The sequence below is a fragment of the Streptomyces cinnabarinus genome (assembly GCF_027270315.1).
Lineage (GTDB): Bacteria > Actinomycetota > Actinomycetes > Streptomycetales > Streptomycetaceae > Streptomyces > Streptomyces cinnabarinus.
This window is the reverse complement of record NZ_CP114413.1, coordinates 7,602,179-7,624,491: the sequence shown is the minus strand read 5'-3', so window position 1 is coordinate 7,624,491 and position 22,313 is coordinate 7,602,179. Positions and strand designations below refer to the sequence as shown.

Below are 22,313 nucleotides of genomic sequence, written 5' to 3'. Positions count from 1 at the left end.
TGCCGTCACATCTCCCGTTCTACACCGCCGACCCAATACACACTATTTCGGACACGCCGCCCAGCCGTCCGCGCGGGCTTCCCGCAGCGGGTGTGGGGCATTATCGCCCCACTTGCCGCGATTGGGGACCGGTACAGCTTACGTTGTACAACGCACTGTGGTTCGCCGGGGTGTCCTGCGCATCACAAGAACACACCGATTGGTCCCAAGATTCCTAAGGCCAGCCGAAGTTGACGTTTCCTTTGCAGACGCGGAGCCCCGCCGGAAGGGTTCCGGCGGGGCTGTGGGAAGCGGGCTGGGCCGGGTGCGCCGGTCCGGGGTGGACTACTTGCCCGTGAACTTCTCGTACTCCTTGAGGACCTCGTCCGTCGGACCGTCCATGCGCAGCTCGCCCCGTTCCAGCCACAGCACCCGGTTGCAGGTGTCACGGATCGACTTGTTGTTGTGGCTGACCAGGAACACCGTGCCGGCCTCCTTGCGCAGCTCCCGGATGCGCTGCTCGGAGCGCTTCTGGAACTTGCGGTCGCCGGTGGCCAGGGCCTCGTCGATCATCAGGACGTCATGGTCCTTGGCGGCGGCGATGGAGAAGCGCAGCCGGGCCGCCATGCCGGAGGAGTAGGTGCGCATCGGCAGGGTGATGAAGTCGCCCTTCTCGTTGATGCCGGAGAAGTCGACGATCTCCTGGTACCGCTCCCTGACCTGCTCACGGGCCATGCCCATGGCGAGCCCGCCGAGGATCACGTTCCGCTCGCCGGTCAGGTCGTTCATCAGGGCCGCGTTGACGCCGAGCAGGGAGGGCTGGCCGTCGGTGTAGACCTTGCCGCTCTCGGCGGGCAGCAGGCCCGCGATGGCGCGCAGCAGGGTCGACTTGCCGGAGCCGTTGGAGCCGATCAGGCCGATGGCCTCGCCGCGGTACGCGGTGAAGGAGACACCGCGCACGGCGTGCACCTTGCGCACCCCGCGCTCCTCGCCTCGCTTGATGATGCGGCTGAGCGCGGCGGTGGCGCTGCCCTTGCCGCTCTTGGCGCCGTTGACGCGGTAGACGATGTGCAGTTCGTCCGCGATGACGGTGGGACGGGGGTCCGTCCGCTGCTGCTCAGCCACGGCCGTACCTCTCTTCCGCCTTCCAGAAGTAGACGAAGCCACCGACCGCGAAGAGCAGGGCCCAGCCGCCCGCGGCCGCCCAGACGTGGTCGGGCAGGTTCTTCGAGCCGTAGCCGTCGATCAGCGCGAAGCGCATCAGGTCCATGTAGATGGCGGCCGGGTTCCACTGGAGGACGTCCGCGATCCACTGCGGCTTGTCCGCAAGCATGATCGGGATCGAGTACATGACGCCGGAGGCGTACATCCAGGTGCGCATCACGAACGGCATCAGCTGCGCCAGGTCCGGGGTCTTCGCGCCCGCCCGGGCCATGATCAGGGCCAGGCCGGTGTTGAAGAGGAACTGCAGGGCGAGCACCGGGAACATCAGCAGCCACGACAGGTCCGGGTAGCTGCCGAAGACGCATGTCACCGCGATCAGCACGATCATCGAGGCGAGCAGTTGCTGGAGCTGCTGGAGCGAGAACGACACCGGCAGCGAGGCACGCGGGAAGTGCAGCGCGCGCACCAGGCCGAGGTTGCCGGAGATCGCGCGGACGCCCGCCATCACCGAGCTCTGCGTGAAGGTGAACACGAACACGCCGGTGACCAGGAACGGGATGTACACCTCGCGGGACATGCCCCGGTCGGCTTCCAGGATGACGCCGAAGATGAAGAAGTAGACGGCCGCGTTGAGCAGCGGGGTCACCACCTGCCACAGCTGGCCGAGCTTGGCCTGGCTGTACTGGGCGGTCAGCTTCGCCCGCGAGAAGGCGAGGATGAAGTGACGCCGGTCCCAGAGCTGGCGGACGTACTCGACGAGCGAGGGGCGGGCGCCGCTCACGCTCAGCCCGTACTTGGCGGCCAGTTCGGCCGCCGTGAGTCCCTCGTCGGGTGACGGCGGCGCGGTCACCGCGACCTGGCCGTCATGCGTTGTCTCACTCACTGGTGGAAACTTTCGTCTTCGGGATGCGCAGCCTGTGCGGGCATGCCGTGTACCTGAGGTCTGGGTGTGGACCTCCTGTGCGTTCAGTGCAGCTTGTCAGATGACAGGAGGGCGGCCCAGCCGGGTCAGCCGCCACACCGTACGCCACTTCATCGGCCTGCGGGGTCCGCACGGGCTGGTCCAGCCCTCCCGGAAACCGCCGAACCAGGCCCTGAGCGCGGGCCGCGAGGGGCGGCGCACCAGGGTGAGCAGCAGCCAGTCGCCCAGGTAGACCGGGACCAGCAGCGCGGGGAGGTTGCGGCGGGCCAGCCAGACCCGGTTGCGGGCGACCATGCGGTGGTAGACCGCGTGCCGGGAAGGGGCAGTCGTGGGGTGGTACAGCACCATGTCGGACCGGTAGTCGATCATCCAGCCCGCGTCGAGGGCCCGCCATGCCAGGTCGGTTTCCTCGTGTGCGTAGAAGAATTCGTCCGGGAGTCCGCCGACTTCGGCGAGGACCCGGGTGCGGACGGCGTTGGCGCCGCCGAGGAAGGTGGTGACCCGGGAGGAGCGCATCGGGTCCTTGGCGCGCAGCCGGGGCACGTGGCGGCGCTGGGTCTCGCCGGTCTCGGGGTCGGCGATGCGGAAGCTGATGATGCCGAGCTCGGGGTCGGCGGCGAAGGCCTGGCGGCAGAGTTCGGCGGTGTCGTGCTGGGCGAGCAGTCCGTCGTCGTCGAGGAACAGCAATATGTCGACGTCACGGCCGCTGGGACCGAAGGCCTCGATGCCGACGTTGCGGCCACCGGGGATGCCGAGGTTCTCGGGCAGCTCGATCGTGCGGACGCCCTCGGGGACGTCCGGCACCGGTGAGCCGTTGCCGACGACGACCACCTCGACGCGGTCGCCGTCCTGCTTGGCGATCGAGTCGAGGAGGGCGCGGAGTTCGTCGGGGCGGTTGCCCATGGTGATGATCACCGCGCCGACCTTCATGGGCGCGCTCACTTCAGCCTGCTCGACGCGAGGATGGAGACCAGGTGCAGCAGGGTCTGGAGCAGCGCGATGCCGGCGAGCACGGCGACGCCGAGCCGGGAGAAGAAGAGGTCGCCGCGGGCCTGGTCGGCGAAGGCCAGTACGAGGATCAGCAGGGATGCCTCGATACCGAGGATGAGGCGGTGGAACTTGAGCATGGCGGCGGCCCTGCGGGCCAGGGCCATACCGGAGGAGCGCATCTCGGACGCCGCCTCCTGGACCGGGGGCTTGCCGGCCTGGTGCCGGGCGACGCCGACCAGGTCGGTCTCGGCCTTGATCAGGATGGCGCCGAGCGCGGCCAGCGTGCCGAGGAAGGCCCACAGCCAGTCGATCCGGCCGCTGCCCCACACATCGGCGGCGCGCAGCCCGAAGCCGACGAGGACGGCGGCGTCGGTGAGGTAGGCGCCGACCCGGTCGAGGTAGACGCCGTTGAGCGAGTACTGCTTCTTCCAGCGTGCGATCTCGCCGTCGACGCAGTCCAGCAGCAGGTACATCTGCACGCAGACCACGCCGAGCACGGCGCCCGGGATCCCCGGCACGAGCAGTGCCGGGGCCGCGAGCACACCGAAGACGGTCATCAGGTACGTGAGCTGGTTGGGCGTGACCCTGGTGTTGACCAGGTAGCGGTCGACCCGCAGGGACACCTCACGCATGTAGAGGCGTCCCATCCAGTGCTCACCGCTGCGCCGGTCCTTCACCCCCGCGGGGTGGACGACCGGACGGAGTTCAGCTACCGATGGCCTTGACATAGTCGGTGTAGATGTCCTTGATCTGGTCGGTTGTCAGGTCGAGGTGTTCGAGGATCGTGTAGCGGCCGGGCCGGGTCTGAGGGGCGAACTCCACGGCACGGACGAACTCCTCCGTGCTGAAGCCGATCTCCTCCGGCAGTACCGGCAACCCGTGCCGGCGCAGCACCTCGGCCATGTAGGCCGACTCCTCGTGGGCTCCGCGCAGGTACATCGCGAAGGCCGCGCCCAGTCCGCACTGTTCGCCGTGGGCGGCGGCGCGCCTGGGATAGAGCAGGTCGAACGCGTGGTTGATCTCGTGGCAGGCGCCGGAGGACGGGCGGGAGTCGCCCGACACCGACATGGCGATGCCGCTGAGCACCAGGGCCTCGGCGAGGACCTGGAGGAAGTCGGTGTCGCCGATGCCGCCGGGGTGGCGGAGCACCGCCTCGCCGGCCTGCCGGGCGATGGCGGCGGCCAGGCCGTCGATCTTCTCGCCCTTGACGCGGTTGGCCAGCTCCCAGTCCGCGATGGCGGAGATGTTGGAGACGGCGTCCCCGATCCCGGCGCGCACGAAGCGCACCGGAGCCTCCCGGATGACGTCGAGGTCGATGACGACCGCGATCGGGTTGGGCACACCGTAGGAGCCGCGGCCCGCGTCGTTGTCGAGGGTGGCGACGGGCGAGCACAGTCCGTCGTGCGCGAGGTTCGTCGGTACGGCGACCAGCGGGAGGCCGACCCGTGCCGCGGCGAACTTGGCGCAGTCGATGATCTTGCCACCGCCGAGTCCGACGACCGCGTCGTAGTGGCCGGCCTTTATGGCACCGGCCAGCCGGACCGCGTCGTCGAGGGTGCCGCCGCCGACTTCGTACCAACTGGCGCCGGGCAGCGAGGGGGCGAGCCGTTCGCGCAGCCGGGCGCCGGAGCCGCCGCTGACGGCGACGGCGAGCTTGCCGGAGTGCGAGACCCGCTCGTCGGCGAGCACGCAGCCCAGGTCGTCGAGGGCACCCGGGCGGATGTCCACGACGACCGGCGAGGGGATCAGCCGGGTCAGTACTGGCACGCGATCTCCCGTCCGCGGGCGAGATCGTCGTGATTGTCGATCTCCACCCACTGAACGTCGCCGATCGGCGCCGTGTCGATCTTGAAGCCGCGGTTCACGAGCTCCTGGTAGCCGTGCTCGTAGAACTGCTGCGGGTCGGTCTCCCAGACCGTCTTCAGGGCGTCGGCCAGCTCGGGGGCGGCGTCGGCCTCGATGAGGGTGACGCCGATGTACTCGCCGGTGGCCTCGGAGGGGTCCATCAGCTTGGTGATCTTCGTGACGCCCTTGTCGGGGTCGACGACGACCTTCATCTCCTCGTCCGCGAGGGACTTCACGGTGTCGAGGGCGAGGATGATCCGCTTGCCGTCGCCGCGGGCGGCGAGCAGCGTCTTCTCGACCGAGACCGGGTGGACGGTGTCGCCGTTGGCGAGGATCACGCCGTCCTTGAGGGCGTCACGTCCGCACCACAGGGAGTAGGCGTTGTTCCACTCCTCGGCCTTGTCGTTGTCGATGAGGGTGAGCTTGAGGCCGTACTTGGCCTCCAGCGCCTCCCTGCGCTCGTACACGGCTTCCTTGCGGTAGCCGACGATGATCCCGGCCTCGGTGAGACCGATCTCGGCGAAGTTGGCGAGGGTCAGGTCGAGAACCGTGGGTTCGCCCTCTATGCCCGCGGGGCCCACCGGCACCAGAGCCTTGGGAAGGCTGTCGGTGTAGGGGCGCAGACGCCGTCCGGCGCCGGCCGCCAGCACGAGGCCGATCATGCGGGTTCTCCTTCATCGTGTACGGCGGGCGCCCCTGCGGACACCCAGAAGCGGATGCTCTCGACGAGCACCACCAGGGCCACGGCCACGGCGACAGCCGTGAGCGCGACCGTGAACTGCGAGGCGGTGAGTACCGCGGCCAGGACGGTGACGAGCAGGGTCCGTCCTTCGTGCCCCCCGACGGCGCGCACCAGCCAGGCCGGCGGCGCTCCGGCGTTGCCGCGGATGCGATACACCGTGTCGTAGTGATGGTAGGCGACGGCGGCCACCAGGCCGAAAGCCGCAGGAAGGGCTCCGTTCACCTCCGCGTTGGCCGCGATGGCGAGGACGGTGCCGTACTCGGCCGCCCGGAAGAAGGGCGGCACCAGCCAGTCGAGGGCGCCCTTGAGCGGGCGGGCGACGGCGAGGGCCGAGGTAACGGCGTAGACGAGGGCGCCGAGCACCGGCCACGGTCCGCCGAAGTCGGTGAACGCGGCGGTGGCGACCAGCACGAGGCCGCCGAAGAGGGCGACGGCGGGGGCGGCGAAGCCGGGCAGCTTGCGCGCGTGGTCCTTGAGCGCCTTCGCCAGGGCCTGGGCGAGCGGTCCGGAGTCGGCGAGGTCGGCGAGCGCCTGGGCGGCCCGGTCGGTGCGCCGTGCCTTGCGGGTCAGGGAGCGCAGGACGCGGCCCGCGGTGGTGTACGTCGCCGCGAAGGCGCAGCCGACGAGCAGGGCGTAGAAGGTGATCCGCGGGGTGGTGAACGCGGTCAGGACGGCGATCATCGCCCAGCGCTCGCCGATCGGCAGGACGATCATGCGGCGCACCCAGACCGTCCAGCCGACGCTGTCCAGCTTGTCGGAGAGGGCGGCGGTGGGGCTGGTGTTGGCGGTGGCGTCGTGGTTGGCCTCGTTGAAGGAGAAGTCCACGACATGCCGGCAGGTCTGGAGGACCATCGCGCCGAGGGCCAGGGCCCAGACGTCGTCGCCGCCGCGGGCGGCGCCGAGGGCGAGGCCCGCGTAGTAGGCGTACTCCTTGGCCCGGTCGAAGGTGGCGTCCAGCCAGGCGCCGAGCGTGGAGTACTGAAGGGAGTAGCGGGCGAGCTGGCCGTCGGTGCAGTCCAGCACGAAGGAGAAGATCAGCAGCAGACCGGCCGCGACGAAGCCGCCGCGGGTGCCGGTGGCCGCGCAGCCCGCCGCGATGAGCGCGGTGAGCAGGGAGGCGGTGGTGACCTGGTTCGGGGTCAGGCCCCGGCGGGCGCACCAGCGCGCGATGTAGCGGGAGTACGGGCTGATGCAGTACGTGGTGAAGAAGCCGTCGCGGGCCTTGACCGCCGACTTCAGGCGTATGGCCTCGTCGTCGACGGCGGCGACGGCCTGCCGGGCCTCGTTGCGGGCCTGGGGGTCGGCGGGGACCTCCGCGACCAGGCTGCCGAGCTCGGGGCGGTGCACCTCGGTGTCGAGGGCCTCGACGAGCCGGTCGGCGAGGCTGTCCACGAGGGTGGTGCCGGCGGTGGAGTTCTCGCGGGCCAGCGCCCGGGTCAGCGCCTGCCGGGCGGCGGGCTGGGCGGTGACGGCGCCGGGGATCGCGGCGAGCGGGAAGCGGGGGTCGGTCAGTCCGAGGCGCAGCGCGTGCACATGGCCGACGAAGCGGGCGTCGACCACGGCGACCCGCTCCCGGCTGTCCACCTGGGCCAGCAGCGTCTCTGCCTCAGCGGCGTCGGCGGCGGCCCGGACGTCGAAGCCGAGGGAGCGCAGCTCGGCCTCGATCGACGAGCCGGGAACCGGCTGACCGGTGAGGATGGCGGTCGACAACCGAACTCACTCCCTGGGTGCCGACGCGCTGGCGCCGGTCATTGACATGGTGGGGCGCCCCAGTCCGCGGCACCCGGGCGGCATGTCGGCAGAGGTTATCGGATAACGGGAACGCGGCGTTCACCGCCCGTTTCACGGCCGGATCGACACGGTTCGCACTCACCTCTGCCGCGATCATCATCGGGGAAACGGGGCCCGGCCCACAAACTGCGCCCCCAGAGCGGACATTCAGCGCATTTCTTTCGGCGGTGGGGCCGGAGCATAGGGTGAGCCACCATGACATGGCTGATCACAGGCGGGGCCGGGTACATCGGGGCACACGTGGCGCGGGCCATGAGCGAAGCCGGGGAGCGCGTGCTGGCGCTGGACGACCTCTCGGCCGGGGTGCCCGAGCGGCTGCCGGTCGGGGTGCCGCTGGTCCGGGGTTCCTCGCTCGACGGCGAACTGCTCAAGCGGGTCCTCGCGGACCACGCGGTGACCGGTGTGGTCCATCTCGCCGCGCGCAAGCAGGTCGCCGAGTCGGTGGCCCAGCCGACCCGGTACTACCGGGAGAACGTGGGCGGTCTGGCCACGCTCCTGGACGCGGTGGCCGAGGCGGGGGTCCGGCGGCTGGTGTTCTCCTCCTCGGCCGCGGTCTACGGCAACCCGGATGTGGACCTCATCATCGAGGACACCCCGTGCGCGCCGGTGAACCCGTACGGCGAGACCAAGCTCACCGGCGAGTGGCTGGTCCGGGCGGCCGGCGCGGCCCACGGGATCTCCACGGTCTGCCTGCGCTACTTCAACGTGGCCGGGGCGGCGGCGCCCGAGCTGGCCGACACGGGTGTGTTCAACATCGTGCCGATGGTCTTCGACCGGCTGACCCGGGGCGAGGCCCCACGGATCTTCGGTGACGACTATCCGACGCCGGACGGCACCTGCGTGCGCGACTACATCCATGTCGCCGACCTCGCCGAGGCCCATCTCGCGGCCGCCCGGCGCCTGTCCGGCCTGAGCGGCGACCTCACCGTCAACGTCGGCCGCGGCGAGGGCGTCTCCGTGCGGGAACTGATCGACGTCATCGGGGAGGTCAGCGGGCACACCCGGCCGCCGGTGGTGGAGGGGCGCCGCCCCGGGGACGCGCCGCGTGCCGTCGCCTCGGCCGCGCGGGCCACCGAGGAGCTGGGCTGGACCGCGTCCCGCCCGGTTCGAGAGATGGTCGAGTCCGCCTGGCGAGGGTGGCAGCGGCACCACGGCGGATGATCGGCCGGGCGCTGTGACCTGCGGAACGTTTCCGCAGGTCAAAGCACATGACAACGGTGTTCAGTGCCGCGTTGCCTGATACCCCCCACCCGTAGTTCACTGTGATCCGGAAGCGATGACAGGAGGCGGCTTTCCATGGGGGCTGGGCACGATCACGGACACGCCCACGGCGGTCACGGCGGGGGTACGGCGACCTCGGCGTACCGCGGCAGACTGCGCGTCGCGCTGGCGATCACGCTCACCGTGATGGTGGTGGAGATCGTCGGCGGTGTGGTCGCCGACTCCCTCGCGCTGATCGCGGACGCCGCGCACATGGCGACCGACGCGGTGGGGCTCGCCATGGCGCTGCTGGCGATCCACTTCGCGAGCCGTCCGGCGACCGGCAACCGCACCTTCGGGTTCGCCCGCGCCGAGATCCTCGCCGCGCTCGCCAACTGTCTGCTGCTGCTCGGCGTCGGCGGCTACGTCCTGTACGAGGCGATCCAGCGGTTCATCGACCCGGTCCCCACCGAGGGCGGGCTGACCATCGTGTTCGGCGCGATCGGCCTGGTGGCGAACATGATCTCGCTCACCCTGCTGATGCGCGGCCAGAAGGAGAGCCTGAACGTCCGCGGGGCGTTCCTGGAGGTGGCCGCCGACGCGCTGGGCTCGGTCGCGGTGCTGATCTCCGCCGTGGTGATCCTCATGACGGGCTGGCAGGCGGCCGACCCGATCGCCTCGCTGCTCATCGGCCTGATGATCGTGCCGCGCACGGTCAAGCTGCTCCGCGAGACCCTCGACGTGCTGCTGGAGGCGGCGCCCAAGGGCGTCGACATGACCGAGGTACGGGCCCACATACTGGCGCTCGACGGTGTCGAGGACGTCCACGATCTGCACGCCTGGACCATCACCTCCGGGATGCCGGTGCTCTCCGCGCACGTGGTCGTCAGCTCCGAGGTGCTCAGCGCCATCGGCCACGAGAAGATGCTGCACGAGTTGCAGGGCTGCCTCGGCGACCACTTCGACGTGGAGCACTGCACCTTCCAGCTGGAGCCGAGCGGGCACGCCGAGCACGAGGCGCGGCTCTGCCACTGAGGCCGCGGCCGCCGAAAAAGCACCGGTCGGTACCGGAGCGCAGCGGTCCGGCGCACGGCCGCGTCTTCACTCCCACAGCCGGACGGCGCCAGGGTTCCGCCGTCGCCGCGCCGGGCACGATCAACTGCCGGGAGTGCCGGATTCGTGCGGCACACTTGGGGCGCACAACCGATGTGAAGGATGGGTATGCCGATCACACCTGCCGCCGCGACGCACACTCCGTCGAACGGCACCGCAGCGGAGATTTTGCTCGAACTGGTCGACGAGAACGGTGTGACGATCGGCACCGCGGAGAAGCTCGCCGCCCATCAGCCGCCGGGGCGGCTGCACCGCGCCTTCTCCGTGTTCCTCTTCGACGAGCGGGGCCGGCTGCTGCTCCAGCAGCGGGCGCTCGGCAAGTACCACTCCCCCGGCGTGTGGTCCAACACCTGCTGCGGCCACCCCTACCCGGGCGAGGCGCCGTTCGCGGCGGCGGCCCGGCGGACGTACGAGGAGCTCGGGGTCTCGCCGTCGCTGATGGCGGAGGCGGGCACGGTCCGCTACAACCACCCGGACCCGGATTCGGGGCTGGTGGAGCAGGAGTACAACCACCTCTTCGTGGGCCTGGTGCAGTCACCGCTGCGGCCGGACCCGGAGGAGGTCGGGGACACCGCCTTCGTGACGCCCGGGGAGCTCGCGGAGCGGCACGCCAAGGACACCTTCTCGTCCTGGTTCATGACGGTGCTGGACGCGGCCCGCCCCGCGGTGCGTGAACTGACGGGCCCGTCGGCCGGCTGGTGAGTCGGTGACCCTTGCTACGGCACGTGCGCGGGTCTGAGCGGCAGGGCGGCCCAGATCACCTTGCCGCCGCTCGCGGTGTGCTCGACGTCGCACACACCGCCCCACTCCTTGGCCACCTCGCGCACCAGCAGCAGCCCGCGCCCGCCGGTCTGGCCGTGGTCGGCCTCCAGGGCGGTCGGGCGGTAGGGGTGGTTGTCCTCCACGGACACCCGCACCCACTCGGCGCCCACGGCGACCTCCACGGCGAGCATCGGGGACAGCAGCGCCGCGTGCCGGACGGCGTTCGTGACCAGCTCCGAGACGATCAGCAGCAGACCATGCACCTGGTCGTCCGTCAGGGGCACCCGCTGGCGGTACAGCAGATCCCTCACGGCGTGCCGCGCCTGCGGGACGGACGCGTCGACGGCGGAGGCGGTGAATCGCCACACGCCCTCGTAGGGCAGTGGGTCGCCTGATGGGCGTGGGGCGGCCCCACGCCCGTGGTTCTCCATCGTCCGGTCGCCACCCTTGCGCTCGATTGTCACCACGAGTCGAGTGTTGGTAACGAGCCGCTCCGGTCCATGGAACTGAACAGAAGTCAGCTATTTTCGAGCACTTTGTGATCGATGAAGCATGACGTGGTCATGTGCGGGACCGCTCCTGCCCCACCTGTGCCGCCTTTACGAACTATTCGGGTTGTACGGGTTTGGCGGAACCGCGTCGACCTCGATGATCGGCCGCGCGGAGCGGCGGATAGCATCCGGCACATGGAGCCCCAGCTGCTGCACAGCGTCGCCGACTCGGTGGCCACCGTCGTCATCCACCACCCCGAGAAGCGCAACGCGATGACGTCGGCGATGTGGGCCGCCCTGCCCCCGCTCCTCGACGAGCTGGCGGCCGATCCGGACGTGCGGGCGCTGGTGCTGACCGGGGCGGGCGGGACGTTCTGCGCGGGGGCGGACATCGGCGCGCTCCAGGACGCGCCGGAGGAGGCGCAGGGCCTCGCCCTGCGGGCCGAGGACGCGCTGGGCGCCTTCCCCAAGCCGACACTGGCGGCCGTGCGCGGGCACTGCGTGGGCGGCGGTACGCAGCTTGCGGCGGCCTGCGATCTGCGGTTCGCGGAGGAGGGCGCGCTGTTCGGGGTGACCCCGGCGAAGCTGGGCATCGTCTACCCGGCCTCCTCCACCCGGCGGCTCGCGGCGCTGACGAGTCCGTCCGCCGCCAAGTACCTGCTGTTCTCCGGCGAGTTGATCGACTCCGCGCGGGCGCTGCGCACCGGTCTGGTCGACGAGGTGCTGCCCGCGGGCGAACTGGGCAAGCGGGTGGCGGAGTTCACCCGGATCCTGGTGAGCCGCTCACAGCTGACGCAGGCCGCGGCGAAGGAGTTCGCGAACGGCAGTCGGGACCGGGACGCCCACTGGCGTGCGCAGGCACACGGCAGCGGCGACCTCGCCGAGGGGGTCGCCGCCTTCCTTGAGCGCAGGCCGCCGCGGTTCACCTGGAGCGTCCCTACGTCAGGATGAACCTGCTCTTGGAGCGGAACTCCTCGACCAGGTGCGCGGGCGCCTTCTCCGGCGAGCCCGCGTCGTAGGGCGGCTGCGGGTCGTACTCCGTGAGCAGCTGTACGGCCTGGGCGTGGTCGTCGCCCGCGATGCGCCCTAGGAGCGTCAGGCCCATGTCGATGCCGGAGGAGACCCCGGCGGCGGTGACGTACTTGCCGTCCATGACCACCCGCTCCCCCGTGGGCTCCGCGCCGAACCGCTTGAGGTGGTCGAGGGCCAGCCAGTGGGAGGCCGCCCGGCGCCCCTTGAGCAGGCCCGCGGCGGCCAGCAGCAGGGAGCCGGTGCATACCGACGTCGTCCAGGTACTGGTGGCGTCGGCGGCGCGCAGCCAGTCCAGCAGCACGTGGTTCTCCATCTGCGGGGTCTGCCCGGGGCCGCCCGACACGACCACGATGTCCGGGTTCGGCACCTCGGCGAAGGTGCGGTCGGCGGTGAGCGCGAGGTGCCCGGTGTCGGTGCGGACGGGACCGGCGTGCTCGGCGACGAACACGGTCTCCGCGTCCGGGAGCCGGCCGAGGGTCTCGTAGGGGCCCACGGCATCGAGGGCGGTGAATCGGTCGAACAGGACGATGGCGATCTGCATCGGGTGCCTTTCTGCGGGTGTGGAGGCGGGTCAGGTCAGCGGTGCCGGGCGGAAGCGGCGTCGGTACTCGGCGGGGGCCGTGCCGAGGGTCTTGAGGAAGGCGCGGCGCATGGCCTCGGGGGTGCCGTAGCCGCTGGCGCGGGATATCTCCTCGACGCCTCCGGTGGTGTCCTCCAGCAGGCGCCGGGCGTGTTCCAGGCGGACCTGGTCCACATAGCGGCCGGGGGTCGTGCCGGTCTCGTCCCGGAAGGCCCGGGCGAAGTGGCGCGGGGAGAGTCCCGCGCGGGCGGCCAGCGCCTCGACGCCCAGGTCGCCGGCCGGGTGCTCGGTGATCCACTGCTGGACGTCCCGGAGCGGTTCGCGCCGGGCGGTCTGGGCCGCGAGCTGGGCGCTGAACTGCGCCTGGTTGCCCGGTCTGCGCAGGAACACCACCAGATGGCGGGCGATGGTCAGGGCGGTGTCCCGGCCGAGGTCCTCCTCGACGAGGGCGAGCGCGAGGTCGATGCCGGAGGTGACACCGGCGGAGGTGGAGACCTTGCCGTCCCGGACGTAGATGGGATCGGGGTCGACCTCCACGGCCGGATGGTCGCGGGCGAGTCGGTCGCAGTACGCCCAGTGGGTCGTCGCCCGGTGGCCGTCCAGCAGTCCGGCCTCGGCGAGCAGGATCGCCCCGGTGCAGACGGAGACGAGGCGCTCGGCACGCGGTCCGTGCTCACGCAGCCAGTCCGTCAGCCGCGGATCGGCAGCCCGGGTGCCCTGGCCGCCGGGGACCAGGAGGGTGTGCGGGGCGGCCGTGTCGGCGAGGGAGGCGTCCGGTACGAGGGTCAGGCCGCTGGAGGTGCGGACGGGGCCGCCGTCCAGCGAGGCCGTGCGCAGCCGGTAACTGCCCGGGAACTGTGTCTCCGCTCCCGTGAAGACCTCCAGCGGGCCCGTGACATCGAGGCTCTGCACCCCGTCGAAGAGAACCAGGAGAACCGTTCGCTGCGCCATGCACACAATTCTTGGCGGGCCCGGCGATGGCCGCAATGACGAGTTCCCCACCTTTCCTGCCATGTGTCGTCGGCCGCCTGGACTTCGGATACCAACCGGTCGGTAACCTGCCGGGCATGACTACAGCCGCCCTGGACCCGCGCGCGGGCCGCCGCTGCCACAACGCGCTCAACACGCTCCACGCGATGCAGTACTTCGCGCCCGAACTCGGCAAGGAAGCCAGTGACCTGGGGCTCACCCACCCCAAGGCCGTGAACTTCGCGGTGCGGGCCGCCGCCCTGGGCGCCGTCGGGCCCGGCACGGTCGCGGCGACCTTCTACAACTACAAGTACGAGGCCGTGGCCCGGCATGTCCCCGCCGTGTGGGAGGCCGCCTCCCCGGCGCGGGTACTGGCGGCACGCGCGCGTGCCGTCGACGCCATGCTGCGCCGGGTGCTCGGCGAGGAGGTCATCGCATCCGCCGAGATGGCCGAGGCCGCCCGGCTGGCACTGCGGGCCACCGAGGTCTGCTCCCGGCACGCGCGCCCGCTGTACGCGGCCCACGCCGACCTCCCGGTCCCCGAGGAGCCGCATCTGGCGTACTTCCACGCCGCCACCCTGCTGCGCGAGCACCGGGGCGACGGGCATCTCGTCGCGCTGGTCGCCGCCGAGCTGGACGGCCTGGAGGCCCTGGTGACGCACACCGCCACCGGCCGGGGCTTCACCCCGAAGTGGCAGCTCGTCACCCGCGGCTGGAGCCAGGAGGAGTGGGACGCGGCCTGCGCCCGGCTGCGCGGGCGCGGTCTGCTGAACGACTCCGGCGAACTGACCGAGCGGGGCGTGGCCCTGCGCGACGAGGTGGAGCGCGAGACGGACCGTCTGGACCGGGCCCCCTATGAGCACCTGGGCGCCGAGGACGTGGCCCGGCTGACCGAACTCGGCTCGGGCTTCGTCCGTACCGCGCTGGCCGCGGGCGCCTTCCCGGCCGATCTGATCGGCAAGGCCTGACCCCGGGCGGGCATGTCCCGGCGCGGGCGAGGTACCCGGTCCGCACCGGCCGGAGCGGCCGGAAAGGAAAGGGGACGATCGTGTTCCGTGCCATTGCGGACGTACTCCGCCAGATCGGCGGCGCCGTGGCCACCGTAGTGACGCTGCCGTTCCGGGCGCTCGCCCGGCTGTTCGGCGGCGCCTCGGGCGGCGCGCGGCGACGCCGGGCCTGACCCGCACCCGCCCTGATCCCCGGCTGTCGGTGTCACCTGCCACAATTGCCGCGCAACCTCTGTGAGAAGGCGGTACCGGATCGTGACGACACCCGGGTCCAGCGGATCCATGGCAACCGGATCCATCGAAGGCAGGATCGCCGAGGAGCTCGGCGTACGGGAGCGGCAGGTGAGGGCTGCCGTGGAACTGCTCGACGGCGGTTCGACGGTGCCCTTCATCGCCCGCTACCGCAAGGAAGCGACCGAGATGCTCGACGACGCGCAACTGCGCACGATCGAGGAGCGGCTGCGCTATCTGCGGGAGCTGGAGGAGCGCCGGACGGCGATCCTGGAGTCCGTGCGCGAGCAGGGCAAGCTCACCGACGAGCTGGAGGTGCGGATCCGCGGCGCGGAGACCAAGGCGCGCCTGGAGGACATCTACCTGCCGTACAAGCCGAAGCGGCGGACCAAGGCGCAGATCGCGCGGGAGGCGGGCCTGGAGCCGCTCGCCGAGGGGCTGCTGGGCGACCCGACGGTCGACCCGCTCGCCGCGGCGGCCGCGTTCGTCGACGCCGACAAGGGCGTGGCCGATCCGCAGGCCGCGCTCGACGGCGCGCGGGCGATCCTCACCGAGCGGTTCTCCGAGGACGCCGACCTGATCGGCGAGCTGCGCGAGCGCATGTGGGTGCGCGGGCGGCTGGCCGCGAAGGTGAAGGACGGCAAGGAGGAGGCGGGCGCCAAGTTCGCCGACTACTTCGACTTCGCCGAGCCGTTCACCGAGCTGCCCTCGCACCGCATCCTGGCGATGCTGCGCGGCGAGAAGGAGGACGTCCTCGACCTCGCCCTGGAGCCCGAGGAGCCGACCGACGGGCCTTCCTCGTACGAGGGCATCGTCGCCCACAAGTTCCAGATCGCCGAGCGCGGGCGCCCCGCCGACAAGTGGCTGACGGACACCGTCCGCTGGGCCTGGCGGACCCGCATCCTCGTCCACCTCGGCATCGACCTGCGGCTGCGGCTGCGCACGGCAGCCGAGGACGAGGCGGTGAACGTCTTCGCGGCGAACCTGCGGGACCTGCTGCTCGCCGCCCCGGCCGGCACCCGCGCGACGCTGGGCCTGGACCCGGGCTTCCGTACCGGCGTGAAGGTCGCCGTCATCGACGCGACCGGCAAGGTCGTCGCCACGGACGTCATCTACCCGCACGTCCCGGCCAACAAGTGGGACGAGGCCATCGCCAAGCTGGCGCGGCTCGCCGAGGAGCACGCGGTCGACCTGGTCGCCATCGGCAACGGCACCGCGTCCCGCGAGACCGACAAGCTCGCCGGTGAACTCATCACCAAGCACCCCGAGTTGAAGCTCACCAAGGTGATGGTGTCCGAGGCGGGCGCCTCGGTGTACTCGGCCTCCGCGTTCGCCTCGCAGGAGCTGCCCGACATGGACGTGTCGCTGCGCGGCGCCGTCTCCATCGCGCGCCGGCTCCAGGACCCCCTCGCCGAGCTGGTGAAAATCGACCCAAAGTCGATCGGCGTAGGCCAGTACCAGCACGACCTGTCCGAGGTGAAGCTGTCCCGGTCGCTGGACGCGGTGGTCGAGGACTGTGTGAACGGCGTCGGTGTGGACGTCAACACCGCGTCCGCGCCGCTGCTCTCCCGGGTCTCCGGCATCACCTCCGGGCTCGCCGAGAACATCGTGGCGCACCGCGACGCGAACGGCCCGTTCGGCTCCCGCTCCGAGCTGAAGAAGGTCGCCCGGCTCGGCCCGAAGGCGTACGAGCAGTGCGCGGGCTTCCTGCGGATCCGGGGCGGCAGCGACCCGCTGGACGCCTCCAGCGTGCACCCGGAGGCGTATCCGGTGGTCCGGCGGATGGTGAAGACCTCCGGCCAGGAGGTGGCCTCCCTGATCGGCAACACGGGTGTGCTGCGCTCGCTCAGGCCGCAGGAGTTCGTGGACGAGAGCTTCGGTCTGCCGACCGTCACGGACATCCTCAAGGAGCTGGAGAAGCCGGGGCGCGACCCCCGGCCCGCGTTCAAGACGGCCACCTTCAAGGAGGGCGTCGAGAAGATCTCCGACCTGTCGTCCGGGATGGTCCTGGAGGGCGTGGTCACCAATGTCGCCGCGTTCGGGGCTTTCGTCGACGTCGGTGTCCACCAGGACGGTCTGGTGCATGTCTCGGCGATGTCCAAGACCTTCGTCAAGGACCCGCGGGACGTCGTGAAGCCCGGTGACATCGTCAAGGTGAAGGTGCTCGACGTCGACATCCCGCGCAAGCGGATCTCGCTGACCCTGCGGCTGGACGACGAGGCGGCCCCGCAGGGCGACGGCCAGTCCGGTGGCGGTGAGCGCCGTCAGCAGCGCGGCGGCGGGCGTCCGCCGCAGCAGCGGCAGGGGCGCGGCGGTGGCGGCGGCGGGGCCGGCGGTGGCTCACGCCAGGGCGGAGGCTCGCGCCAGGCGCCGCCCCCGGCGAACAGCGCGATGGCCGACGCACTGCGCCGCGCGGGTCTGCTGGACCCGAAGAAGGGCAAGCGCTGACGCACGGCCCGGCCTCTCCCATCCGGAGAGGCCGGGCCGTTGGGCCGTGTGCAGCAACACGAGCGGCCCGTGGACCCGGGGGGCGCGAGGCTGGACCGCGACCAGCCAGCGCCTCCTGGGAGTGCCCATGCCGATCCGCCGCCGTTCCCCGCTTCGACCCCGACTCGGGGCGGTCTCCCTCGTCTCGGTCTGTCTGACCACGCTGTCCCCCGCCGTCGCGGGCGCCGCCACGCATCCCCGGCCGGAGGCCGACCCCGCCCTCCAGCGCCAGTTGGAGGATCTGATCCGCAGACCCGGCGGCCCGCCCGGGATCATCGCCGTGCTCAAGGACGGCCACCGGACCCAGGTCGTGAAGGCCGGGGTCGCCGATCTGGAGACCCGGCGCAAGCCGAGGCCGCACGACCACATGCGGATCGCCAGCGCGGCCAAGGCGTTCAGCGGCGCCGTGGCGCTGTCCCTCGTCGACCTCGGCGACCTCAGCCTGGACGACACCCTGGGCGAGCGCCTGCCGAGCCTGCCGGAGGCGTGGGCCGCCGTGACCCTGCGCCAGCTGCTCAACCACACCAGCGGTCTGCCCGACTACTCCAAGTCGGAGGGGTTCATCGAGACCCTGCTCGCGGACCCCCGGCACCGGTTCGACTCCCGCAAGCTGCTCGACTACGTCGCCGACCGTCCCCTGGAGTTCGCTCCGGGCTCCCGGTACCAGTACTCCAACTCCGACAACATCGCCGTGGCCCTGATGGCCGAGGCGGCGACCGGCGAACGGTACGAGCGGCTGCTGCGGGAGCTGGTGTACCGGCCGCTCGGCATGCACCACACCAGCCTGCCGCAGGGCTATCGCATGCCGCGGCCGTTCCTGCACGGATACGACGTGTCCCCGCCCGAGCCGACGGAGGACGTCAGCGAGCTGATCAGCATGTCCGGGGTGTGGGCCTCGGGCGGCATTGTCTCCACCCCCGCCGACATGACCCGCTTCATCCGCGGCTACGCCGGGGGCAAGCTGTACGGCCACGACGTCGTCCAGGAGCAGCGCGCCTGGATCGACGGCGCGTCCGAGCCCGCCGGGCCGGGCCGGAACAAGGCGGGGCTCGCCCTCTTCCGGTACACGACCCGCTGCGGTGTGGTCCTCGGCCACACCGGCAACACGCCCGGCTACACCCAGCTGATCGCGGCGACCCCGGACGGGCGCAAGTCCCTGACCTTCTCCACCACGACCCAGATCAACCAGACCCTCAAGCCCGACCTCCTGCGCAAGCTGCGCGCCGTCCAGGAGAACTTCGTCTGCGCGCTGCTGAAGGGCAAGAGCTAGGTCCTAGCGTTCGGTCACCTTGCCGTCGGCGACCTCCAGGCGTCGGGTGACGTGGACCGCGTCCAGCATGCGGCGGTCGTGGGTCACCAGCAGGAGGGTGCCCTCGTAGGCGTCGAGGGCCGACTCCAGTTGCTCGATGGCGGGGAGGTCGAGGTGGTTCGTCGGCTCGTCGAGGACGAGGAGGTTGACGCCCCGGCCCTGGAGAAGGGCCAGGGCGGCCCTCGTCCGTTCGCCGGGTGAGAGGGTGGCCGCCGGGCGCAGCACATGGTCCGACTTCAGGCCGAACTTGGCCAGGAGGGTGCGGACCTCGACCGGTTCGGTGTCGGGCACGGCCGCGCAGAAGGCGTCCAGCAGCGACTCCTCGCCGTGGAACAGCTTGCGGGCCTGGTCGACCTCGCCGACCAGCACGCCCGAGCCGAGCGTCGACTCCCCCGCGGTCAGCGGGACACGGCCGAGCAGGGCGCCGAGGAGCGTCGACTTGCCCGCGCCGTTGGCGCCGGTGACCGCGACCCGGTCCGCCCAGTCGATCTGGAGGGAGACGGGGCCGAGGGTGAAGTCTCCCCGGCGCACCTCCGCGTCGCGCAGAGTGGTCACCACCGCGCCGGAGCGGGGCGCGGAGGCGATCTCCATGCGCAGTTCCCACTCCTTGCGCGGCTCCTCGACCACGTCGAGGCGCTCGATCATGCGCTGGGTCTGGCGGGCCTTGGCGGCCTGCTTCTCACTGGCCTCGCTGCGGAACTTGCGGCCGATCTTGTCGTTGTCGTTGCCCGACTTGCGGCGCGCGTTCTTCACGCCCTTGTCCATCCAGGCGCGCTGCATCTGTGCCCGGTCCTGGAGGGCGGACTTCTTGTCGGCGTACTCCTCGTAGTCCTCGCGCGCGTGCCTTCGGGCGACGTCGCGCTCCTCCAGGTAGGCCGCGTAGCCGCCGCCGTAGAGGTTGATCTGCTGCTGGGCGAGGTCGAGTTCGAGGACCTTGGTGACGGTGCGGGTGAGGAACTCGCGGTCGTGGCTGACCACGACGGTGCCGGCCCGCAGGCCCGCGACGAAGCGCTCCAGGCGTTCCAGGCCGTCCAGGTCGAGGTCGTTGGTGGGCTCGTCGAGGAGGAAGACGTCGTAGCGGGAGAGCAGCAGGGAGGCGAGTCCGGCGCGGGCCGCCTGGCCCCCCGACAGGGCCGTCATCGGCTGGTCCAGGTCGACGGCGAGGCCCAGGGAGTCGGCGGTCTCCTCGGCGCGCTCGTCGAGGTCGGCGCCGCCCAGGTCCAGCCAGCGTTCCAGGCTGGTGGCGTAGGCGTCGTCCGCGCCCGGGGCGCCGTCGACCAGGGCCTGGGTGGCCTCGTCCATGGTGCGCTGGGCCTCGGCGACGCCGGTGCGCCGGGCCAGGAACTGGCGGACGGTCTCACCGGGCCGCCGCTCCGGCTCCTGCGGGAGGTGGCCTACGGTCGCGCCGGGCGGGGAGAGCCGCAGCTCGCCCTCCTCCGGCGCGGCGAGCCCGGCGAGCAGCCTGAGCAGCGTGGACTTCCCGGCACCGTTGGCCCCGACCAGGCCGATCACGTCTCCGGGCGCGACAACGAGATCGAGCCCGCTGAACAGGGCACGGTCGCCATGTCCGGCGGCAAGGTTCTTCACGACGAGGGTGGCAGTCATCAGATCCCCGATCCTAAACGCCGGGGGTAGGTGGCCTCACCCCGCTCAGGTCACCGCGCCATTGCCTCCACGAGCACGCTCCCGGAAGTCCGCGCCACCACGAACGCCTCCCCCTTCACCGCCTTCGCGTCCAGAGCAATACGGTGCCGCCCCGCCTCCAGGACCCCGTCGAAGATCTCGTGCGCGTGCGTGCGGTACAAGCGGTCCAGCCGGTACGCCGTCAGCCGCACCCGGCACGGGGACGTCACCTCCACACCCGCTTCCCCGTCCGCCGCGACAAGACGGGTCAGCCGGCGCTGCTGTACCGGGCTGCGGTCCAGGGCGTGCTCTATCTGGGCGACCAGCAGCGGGACGATCGGGGCGAAGCCGTGGACGTAGGCCACCTCGACCCCGGCCCGGTCGAAGGCGGCGCGCACGGCGGCACGTTCCTCCTCGGTGACCGCGCGGCCGAAGGCGACGGCGCCGTAAGCCTTCAGTTCATCGGCGGGGACGCCCTCCGCGTCGCGGGTGATGTCGGCGCCGATGCCGATCGTGCGCAGGGCGGCGGCGAGCTTGGCCAGCAGGGCCACCCGGGCGCCGATCAGCAGGACCCGGCGGCGGAGAGCGGCCGGTGCCTCGCCGAGGAGGGAGGCCAGCGCCGCCCGGTACTCGGCGCCCTGGAAGCGGAAGGGCCCTATGCCGTGGTAGCCGTTGAGCTCCAGATCGACGTGCTCATCGGTCTGCCAGGCGAAGTCCCGCCAGATGAAGTCGGACCCGTCCGCCGAGATCGCCGCGGTGACCGCGCCGCAGGCCAGGCTCTCGCACTCGGGACAGCCGTAGATGACATAACGCCCGTCCGGAAGCGGGGCGTCCGCCTCCAGCAGCAGGCTCTGGACCTGGGCGGTAAAGATCGCGGGTGGGACGTCGGAGGCCAGTGGGGAGACGGCGTCGAGGTCGGAGAGCTGGAACAGCAGCGGGCGGCCGTCGACGATGAAGTCGACGAAGTCCCGGTGCACTTGGTAGTCACCGTTGGCGAGGACGCCACCGGCGCGTATGGCCGGCGCCAGGCCGAAGGTCGCGTACTCGGCAGACATGCTGTGAGTATCCCCAGCGCGGGGGTGATGTGAGCACGGCATGGCACATTCCGCTACGGTCCACGCGTGGAGATCGGGCGGAACGACGAAGTCATCGTGGTCGGCGGCGGGGTCATCGGCCTGACCACGGCACTGGTCCTGGCCGAGCGGGGCCATCGGGTGAGGGTGTGGACCCGGGACCCGGTGGAGCGGACCACCTCGGCCGTCGCGGGCGCGCTCTGGTGGCCGTACAAGATCGAACCGCTCGCCCTGGCCCGGGAGTGGGCGCTGCGGTCGCTGGAGGTGTACGCGGAGCTGGCGGGCGACCCCGACGCCACCGGCGTACGCATGATCGAGGGGGTACTGGGCGAAGGGGAGCTGGACGGGGCGGACGCCTGGGCGGTCGGCCGGGTGCCGGGGCTGCGGGGGACGACGGACGCCGAGTACGGCGGGGCGGGGCTGTGGGCCCGGCTGCCGCTCATCGACATGCCGACCCATCTGCCGTGGCTGAGGGAACGGTTCCGCAGTGCGGGCGGCGCGATCGAGACCCGTACCGTCTCCTCGCTCACCGAGGCCGAGGCGCCGGTCGTGGTCAACTGCACCGGCCTCGGCGCCCGTGAGCTGGTGCCGGACCCCGCGCTGCGGCCCGTGCGGGGGCAGCTGGTGGTCGTGGAGAACCCGGGCATCGACACCTGGCTCACCTCCAGTGACGCCGCCGGGGAGATGGCGTACTTCTTTCCGCAGCCGGGGCGGCTGCTGCTGGGCGGCACCGCGGACGACGGCGCCTGGTCGCTGGAGCCGGATCCCAAGGTGGCCGAGGCGATCGTGCGGCGCTGTGCCGGGCTGCGGCCGGAGATCGCCGGGGCGCGGGTCCTGGCGCACCGGGTGGGGCTGCGGCCGGTGCGGGACGCGGTCCGGCTGGAGCGCGAACCCCTGCCGGACGGACGGGTCCTGGTGCACAACTACGGCCATGGCGGCGCCGGGGTGACGGTGGCCTGGGGATGCGCCGAGGAGGCGGCCGCCCTCGCCTCCGGCTGACCGC

Annotated in this window: 21 protein-coding genes; 9 read left to right on the top strand and 12 right to left on the bottom strand. The window is 71.5% G+C overall.

All coding sequences use genetic code 11. From position 1 onward, the window contains the following. Positions 1 to 324: 324 nt before the first annotated feature. From STRCI_RS34375 to STRCI_RS34345, 7 genes are all read right to left on the bottom strand, one after another. Entirely contained in the window at positions 325 to 1,104 is a 780-nt protein-coding gene (locus tag STRCI_RS34375; RefSeq protein WP_269662867.1) for an ABC transporter ATP-binding protein, read from the bottom strand. Beyond that, complete coding sequence (locus tag STRCI_RS34370; RefSeq protein ID WP_269662866.1) at positions 1,097 to 2,026, bottom strand: ABC transporter permease; 930 nt, start codon at positions 2,024 to 2,026, stop codon at positions 1,097 to 1,099. Before STRCI_RS34370 ends, STRCI_RS34375 begins: the two co-directional genes overlap by 8 nt. 96 nt (positions 2,027 to 2,122) lie before the next feature. Further along, complete coding sequence (locus STRCI_RS34365) at positions 2,123 to 3,007, bottom strand: glycosyltransferase family 2 protein (protein WP_269662865.1); 885 nt, start codon at positions 3,005 to 3,007, stop codon at positions 2,123 to 2,125. Further along, complete coding sequence (locus tag STRCI_RS34360; RefSeq protein ID WP_269662864.1) at positions 3,004 to 3,783, bottom strand: CDP-alcohol phosphatidyltransferase family protein; 780 nt, start codon at positions 3,781 to 3,783, stop codon at positions 3,004 to 3,006. The genes STRCI_RS34365 and STRCI_RS34360 overlap by 4 nt, the downstream gene beginning before the upstream one ends. Further along, on the bottom strand, positions 3,761 to 4,822 hold the full coding sequence (locus STRCI_RS34355) for an iron-containing alcohol dehydrogenase family protein (protein WP_269662863.1): 1,062 nt from the start codon (positions 4,820 to 4,822) through the stop codon (positions 3,761 to 3,763). The genes STRCI_RS34360 and STRCI_RS34355 overlap by 23 nt, the downstream gene beginning before the upstream one ends. After that, entirely contained in the window at positions 4,810 to 5,562 is a 753-nt protein-coding gene (locus STRCI_RS34350) for a phosphocholine cytidylyltransferase family protein (protein WP_269662862.1), read from the bottom strand. The genes STRCI_RS34355 and STRCI_RS34350 overlap by 13 nt, the downstream gene beginning before the upstream one ends. Beyond that, a complete protein-coding gene (locus STRCI_RS34345; RefSeq protein ID WP_269662861.1) occupies positions 5,559 to 7,352 on the bottom strand; it encodes a DUF5941 domain-containing protein in 1,794 nt (597 codons plus the stop codon). Before STRCI_RS34345 ends, STRCI_RS34350 begins: the two co-directional genes overlap by 4 nt. 276 nt (positions 7,353 to 7,628) lie before the next feature. On the opposite strand from STRCI_RS34345, the gene galE reads away from it, so the two are divergent. The 3 genes from galE (at position 7,629) to idi (ending at position 10,448) form a co-directional block, all read left to right on the top strand. Then, the gene (gene galE / locus STRCI_RS34340) at positions 7,629 to 8,594 is read left to right on the top strand and encodes a UDP-glucose 4-epimerase GalE (RefSeq protein ID WP_269662860.1); all 966 of its coding nucleotides are present in this window, start codon (positions 7,629 to 7,631) and stop codon (positions 8,592 to 8,594) included. Between the two features lie 135 nt (positions 8,595 to 8,729). Next, complete coding sequence (locus STRCI_RS34335; RefSeq protein WP_269662859.1) at positions 8,730 to 9,668, top strand: cation diffusion facilitator family transporter; 939 nt, start codon at positions 8,730 to 8,732, stop codon at positions 9,666 to 9,668. A gap of 186 nt (positions 9,669 to 9,854) precedes the next feature. Then, entirely contained in the window at positions 9,855 to 10,448 is a 594-nt protein-coding gene (gene idi, locus STRCI_RS34330) for an isopentenyl-diphosphate Delta-isomerase (RefSeq protein ID WP_269662858.1), read from the top strand. A gap of 14 nt (positions 10,449 to 10,462) precedes the next feature. Here idi and STRCI_RS34325 read toward each other — a convergent pair whose 3' ends face one another. Next, complete coding sequence (locus STRCI_RS34325) at positions 10,463 to 10,939, bottom strand: ATP-binding protein (RefSeq protein ID WP_269664724.1); 477 nt, start codon at positions 10,937 to 10,939, stop codon at positions 10,463 to 10,465. A 255-nt stretch (positions 10,940 to 11,194) separates the two neighbouring features. On the opposite strand from STRCI_RS34325, the gene STRCI_RS34320 reads away from it, so the two are divergent. Then, positions 11,195 to 11,950 (top strand): enoyl-CoA hydratase/isomerase family protein, encoded by a 756-nt coding sequence (locus STRCI_RS34320; RefSeq protein WP_269662857.1) that lies wholly within the window; start codon positions 11,195 to 11,197, stop codon positions 11,948 to 11,950. On the opposite strand, the gene STRCI_RS34315 is transcribed toward STRCI_RS34320, so the two are convergent. After that, positions 11,937 to 12,572 carry a DJ-1/PfpI family protein gene (locus tag STRCI_RS34315; RefSeq protein ID WP_269662856.1) on the bottom strand — a complete coding sequence of 212 codons (636 nt, stop codon included), beginning with the start codon at positions 12,570 to 12,572 and terminating at the stop codon, positions 11,937 to 11,939. The genes STRCI_RS34320 and STRCI_RS34315 overlap by 14 nt on opposite strands. A gap of 30 nt (positions 12,573 to 12,602) precedes the next feature. Next, positions 12,603 to 13,562, bottom strand: a complete 960-nt coding sequence (locus tag STRCI_RS34310; RefSeq protein WP_269662855.1) for a GlxA family transcriptional regulator — start codon at positions 13,560 to 13,562, stop codon at positions 12,603 to 12,605. A gap of 116 nt (positions 13,563 to 13,678) precedes the next feature. Here STRCI_RS34310 and STRCI_RS34305 point away from each other — a divergent pair, with 116 nt between their 5' ends. The 4 genes from STRCI_RS34305 to STRCI_RS34290 all read left to right on the top strand — a co-directional run bounded on the left by STRCI_RS34305 (position 13,679) and on the right by STRCI_RS34290 (position 18,575). After that, positions 13,679 to 14,548: an SCO6745 family protein gene (locus STRCI_RS34305; RefSeq protein ID WP_269662854.1), complete on the top strand. Its 870-nt coding sequence runs from the start codon at positions 13,679 to 13,681 to the stop codon at positions 14,546 to 14,548. Between the two features lie 80 nt (positions 14,549 to 14,628). After that, positions 14,629 to 14,760 (top strand): LPFR motif small protein, encoded by a 132-nt coding sequence (locus STRCI_RS34300; RefSeq protein ID WP_015656449.1) that lies wholly within the window; start codon positions 14,629 to 14,631, stop codon positions 14,758 to 14,760. 82 nt (positions 14,761 to 14,842) lie between these two features. Continuing rightward, a complete protein-coding gene (locus STRCI_RS34295; RefSeq protein ID WP_269662853.1) occupies positions 14,843 to 17,266 on the top strand; it encodes a Tex family protein in 2,424 nt (807 codons plus the stop codon). Between the two features lie 127 nt (positions 17,267 to 17,393). Beyond that, entirely contained in the window at positions 17,394 to 18,575 is a 1,182-nt protein-coding gene (locus STRCI_RS34290; RefSeq protein ID WP_269662852.1) for a serine hydrolase domain-containing protein, read from the top strand. Between the two features lie 3 nt (positions 18,576 to 18,578). Here STRCI_RS34290 and STRCI_RS34285 read toward each other — a convergent pair whose 3' ends face one another. Beyond that, positions 18,579 to 20,219: an ABC-F family ATP-binding cassette domain-containing protein gene (locus STRCI_RS34285; protein WP_269662851.1), complete on the bottom strand. Its 1,641-nt coding sequence runs from the start codon at positions 20,217 to 20,219 to the stop codon at positions 18,579 to 18,581. A 50-nt stretch (positions 20,220 to 20,269) separates the two neighbouring features. Then, positions 20,270 to 21,292: an oxidoreductase gene (locus STRCI_RS34280; protein ID WP_269662850.1), complete on the bottom strand. Its 1,023-nt coding sequence runs from the start codon at positions 21,290 to 21,292 to the stop codon at positions 20,270 to 20,272. Positions 21,293 to 21,358: 66 nt separating this feature from the next. Between STRCI_RS34280 and STRCI_RS34275 the strand changes: the two genes are divergently transcribed. Further along, a complete protein-coding gene (locus tag STRCI_RS34275) occupies positions 21,359 to 22,309 on the top strand; it encodes an FAD-dependent oxidoreductase (RefSeq protein ID WP_269662849.1) in 951 nt (316 codons plus the stop codon). The last annotated feature ends 4 nt before the right edge of the window (positions 22,310 to 22,313 follow it).